Genomic DNA, 4,459 nt, shown 5'->3' on the forward strand with positions numbered 1-4,459 from the left:
CGGCACAGACGGCACAGACGGCACAGACGGCACAGACGATGCGGATGATGCCGGCGATGCGGAGGGCACGGACCGGGCGAACGGCACAGACCGTCCGGACGCGGCGAACGGTGCGGCGACCGCGACGGCCTACGCCGACGACGTCTTCCGGGTGATCCGTGCGGGTGAATCACGTGTCACGGACAGCGGGCAGCACATCACCCTGGCCGCCGACGCCACCGCCGTCCCGCCGGCGCGGGCGGCGCGGGCGGCGGGCCCGGGGCCGCGCGGGCCCCGGACGGCAGGCGGCGGGCGGACGGAGTGCCCGCCGACGGTGTCCTGTGCGTGGGTTCCCGCTCCGTACGAGAAGCTCGGTACGGGTGAGTACGGCAACCATGACAAGTCCGACCGGCCCAGGTCCCAGTCGGTGCGCTACATCGTCGTCCATGACACGGAGGGGTACTGGGACACCGCGCTGCGGCTGGTGCGGGACCCGGCGTATGTGTCGTGGCAGTACACCCTGCGCTCGTCGGACGGTCATATCGCCCAGCATGTGCCGCTGAAGGACGTCGCCTGGCACGCCGGGAACTGGTTTGTGAACGCCAAGTCGGTTGGTCTGGAGCACGAGGGCTTCCTCGCCTCCCCCGACGCCTGGTTCACGGAGGCGATGTACCGCTCGTCGGCCCGGCTGGTGCGCTATCTGGCGGGGCGGTACAGCATTCCGTTGGACCGGCAGCACATCATCGGGCACGACAGTGTGCCGGGCACGACGCCTGCGGCCGTCCCCGGGATGCACACGGACCCCGGGCCGTACTGGGACTGGGCGCACTACTTCGAGCTGCTGGGCAGGCCGTTCACGGCCACGGCCGGGCGGGGCGCCGACGCGGTGACCATCCGCCCCGACTACGCGCGGCACCGGCCGCTCTTCACGGGCTGTGCCGAGGGCGGCGGGGCCTGCCCACCGCACGGTTCGGCCGCTGTCCGGTTGCATACGGCGCCGGCCGCCGACGCCCCGCTCGTCAAGGACATCGGCCGGCGGCCCGGCGGCGGCGACTCCACCACCGGGGTCCACGACCAGGGTGCGCGGGCGTCGACGGGCCAGCGGTACGCGGTGGCCGGCCGCCGGGGCGACTGGACCGCGATCTGGTATCTGGGCGGCCGGGCGTGGTTCCACGATCCGCGCGATGAGCCGACGGCCGTGGGCACGCGGGCCACCATGATCACCCCTCGGCCGGGCGTGCGCGAGATCCCGGTGTACGGGCGTGCCTACCCGGAGGCGTCGGCCTATCCGGCGGATGTGCCGGTGCAGCCGCTGGAGCCGCTGCCGTACCGGCTGCTCGCGGGACAGCGGTATGTGGTGGGCGACCGGGTACGGGGCGAGTATCTGTACGCGCCCGCGTCCGGCGCCGCGGGGCAGCGGGTGGTGCGGGGCTCCGATGCGTACTACGGAATCCAGTTCGGGCACCGGATCGCGTTCGTCAGGGCGGCTGATGTGCGGGTGCTGCGGCCCGCCGTGTTCCAGTGACGGGGCCCGCGCCCACGCTTGTCAGATTGTGTGACTATTAGGCTGCGGTGCGTGGGCCATTGGGGCGACGGGTAGGGCTGGGCCGGTAGCTTCCGCCCGACCCGAAAGGCCACGCACGCATGGCACAGCCCTTCGTCCTGCCCGACTTCTATATGCCCTACCCGGCCCGCCTCAGCCCCCATGTCGACACGGCCCGGGCGCACACCAAGGAGTGGGCGCGCGGCATGGGGATGCTGGAGGGTTCCGGTGTCTGGGAGGAGCGGGACCTCGACGCGCACGACTACGCCCTGCTGTGCGGATACACCCACCCCGACTGCGACGCCGAAGCCCTGTCGCTGGTCACCGACTGGTATGTGTGGGTGTTCTTCTTCGACGACCACTTCCTGGAGATCTTCAAGCGCACCCAGGACCGGGCGGGCGGCAAGGCGTATCTGGACCGGCTGCCCGCGTTCATGCCGATGGACCCCGCCCAGCCGACACCGGAGCCGACCAATCCGGTCGAGGCGGGACTCGCCGATCTGTGGGCCCGGACGGTGCCGAGCATGTCGGCGGCCTGGCGGGAGCGCTTCGCGGAGTCGACGCGCAACCTCCTCAATGAATCCCTGTGGGAACTGTCCAACATCAACGAGGGCCGGATCTCCAACCCCGTCGAGTACATCGAGATGCGCCGCAAGGTCGGCGGTGCCCCCTGGTCGGCGGGGATCATCGAGTACGCGGCCGGGGCCGAGATCCCCGAGCCGGTGGCCGCCTCCCGTCCGCTGCGCGTGCTCACCGACGCCTTCGCCGACGCCGTGCATCTGCGCAACGACCTCTTCTCGTACCAGCGTGAGGTCGAGGACGAGGGCGAGCTGAGCAATGGCGTCCTGGTGCTGGAGACCTTCCTCGGCTGTACGACCCAGGAGGCGGCGGAAGCGGTCAACGATCTGCTGACCTCCCGGTTGCAGCAGTTCGAGAACACGGCGCTGACCGAGGTCCCCGGGCTCTGTCTGGAGAAGGGCCTCACCCCCGAGGAGTGCGCCGCGATCGCGCTGTATGTGAAGGGGCTCCAGGACTGGCAGTCCGGCGGCCAGGAGTGGCACATGCGCTCCAGCCGCTATATGAACGAGGGCCTGGACACCGGACCTTCGCGGTCCGGCGGGGTGCTGGGCACCTCCGCGCTCGACATCCGGACCCTGTTCGGGCGCCCCGCCGCCGCCCGGCTGCGGGGCCTCACCCATCTGCCCCACGCGGACATCGGGCCCTCACTGCTGCCGGAGTTCGACCTTCCGTTCCCGCTGACGCTCAGTCCGCATCACCAGGACGCACTGGACAAGTCCGTCGCCTGGGCGGACCGGATGGGTCTGCTGGGGGACATCTGGGACGGTCCGATGCTGCGCGGCTTCGACTTCGCGCTCTGCTCGGCCGGTCTCGATCCGGACGCAACCCCGGAGGAGCTGGAGCTGAGCGCGGAGTGGCTGACCTGGGGCACCTACGGGGACGACTACTACCCCCTGGTGTTCGGCCGGCCGGGCAATCTCCTGGGCGCGAAGCTCTGCACCCAGCGGCTGATGGCGTGCATGCCGGTCGATGAGCCGGCCGCCGCCCCGGCCCTGGCGGTCAGCCCGATGGAGCGGGCGCTGGCCGATCTGTGGGTACGCACCACCGAACCGATGAACCGCGCCGCGCGGCAGCAACTGCGCACCTCCATCGACGACATGCTGGAGAGCTGGCTTTGGGAGCTGCACAACCAGGTCCAGCACCGGGTCCCCGACCCGGTCGACTATCTGGAGATGCGGCGCACCACCTTCGGCTCGGACCTCACCATGCTGCTGTCCAAACTGCGGCACGAGGGGGAACTCCCCACGGAACTGCTGCGCAGCGGCACCGTCGAGAGTCTTGAGCACGCGGCCCAGGACTACGCCTGTCTGATCAATGACCTGTTCTCGTACCAGAAGGAGATCGAGGTCGAGGGCGAGGTGCACAACTCGGTGCTGGTGGTGCAGAAGTTCTTCGACTGCGACTATCCGTCCGCCGTGAAGATCATTGACGATCTGATGCGCGGACGGCTGCGGCAGTTCCTCCATGTCAAGGAGCACGAACTGCCGCTGCTGTACGAGGACTTCGCGCTCAACAGTGTCCAGCGGGCCGCGCTCGACGCCTATGTGCGGGAGATGGAGGACTGGCTCGCGGGCATCCTGAACTGGCACCGGCGAGTGCGCCGGTACCGGGACGCCGATGTGCGCTCGGGGGCGGGCACCGCGCATCTGGGGCAGCCGACATCGGGGCTCGGCACGGCGGCGGTGCGGTTGGCGACGATGATGGCCCGCTGAGGGCCCGGCTGCCGGTGGCCCGCTGACCGGGCCGCCCGCTGCCGGTGATGTCCGGGGTACGCGCCGCGGAGCCGGTACGGTCGGCGGCGCGTGCTCCGCGGGCGGGGTCAAGCCTGCTGGAACAGCTCCGCGGGCAGGGGCTTGAGCAGGGCGTACAGATCGTCCGTGATCGGCCGGTCCCAGCTCGCGATGGTGACCAGGACCCGGTCGCTGCGGTCGAACTGCACGCAGGAGATCCGGCTCTCGGAGAGCTTCAGCCGGCGCACGATCAGGAGGTTGTCCCCCTGCATCACCGGCACGTCCTCGGTGTCCACGACCTCGACGGGCTCGTCGTTCTCCAGGGCCAGCAGGAGCTGGGCCACTTCGAACGGGATCTGGCCCTCCTCCAGCTCGCGGGCCGGGGAACCCTCCGGCAGATTGCCGATGATCATCGCGGGGCCGCGTCCGCCGAACAGGTCGTACCGGAGAAAGACGCCCTGGCAGGTGCCGTCGGGGGCGGGCAGCAGTCCCGCGCCGAGATTTCCGGGCCAGTCCCCCGGGTCCATGGCCAGGACGTCGAAGTCCGGGCCCGCGGGTGTGGCGGCGCTGCGGCGGCGGAGGAAGGACATACCGCCATGGTACGTGTCCCGGGGCCCGGGGCGGACCC

The 4,459-nt window shown here is 70.7% G+C and carries 3 protein-coding genes; 2 read left to right on the forward strand and 1 reads right to left on the reverse strand.

Annotated elements, in window-relative coordinates; translation table 11 throughout:
* A partial coding sequence (locus ACWF94_RS34450; RefSeq protein WP_453497788.1) for an N-acetylmuramoyl-L-alanine amidase occupies window positions 1-1,504 on the forward strand: 1,504 nt, incomplete at its 5' end.
* A gap of 119 nt (window positions 1,505-1,623) precedes the next feature.
* Entirely contained in the window at window positions 1,624-3,813 is a 2,190-nt protein-coding gene (locus tag ACWF94_RS34455) for a terpene synthase family protein (RefSeq protein WP_453497791.1), read from the forward strand.
* 107 nt (window positions 3,814-3,920) lie between these two features.
* Here the strand turns inward: ACWF94_RS34455 and ACWF94_RS34460 are convergent, their stop codons facing one another.
* Window positions 3,921-4,421 carry a hypothetical protein gene (locus ACWF94_RS34460; protein ID WP_453497794.1) on the reverse strand — a complete coding sequence of 167 codons (501 nt, stop codon included), beginning with the start codon at window positions 4,419-4,421 and terminating at the stop codon, window positions 3,921-3,923.
* Window positions 4,422-4,459: the final 38 nt, after the last annotated feature.

The organism is Streptomyces sp. NPDC055078 (genome assembly GCF_053607985.1).

Coding starts and splice junctions, on each gene's coding strand:
- ACWF94_RS34455 (WP_453497791.1), top strand. CDS start 1,624: ATGGCACAGCCCTTCGTCCTGCCCGACTTCTATATGCCCTACCCGGCC.
- ACWF94_RS34460 (WP_453497794.1), bottom strand. CDS start 4,421: ATGTCCTTCCTCCGCCGCCGCAGCGCCGCCACACCCGCGGGCCCGGAC.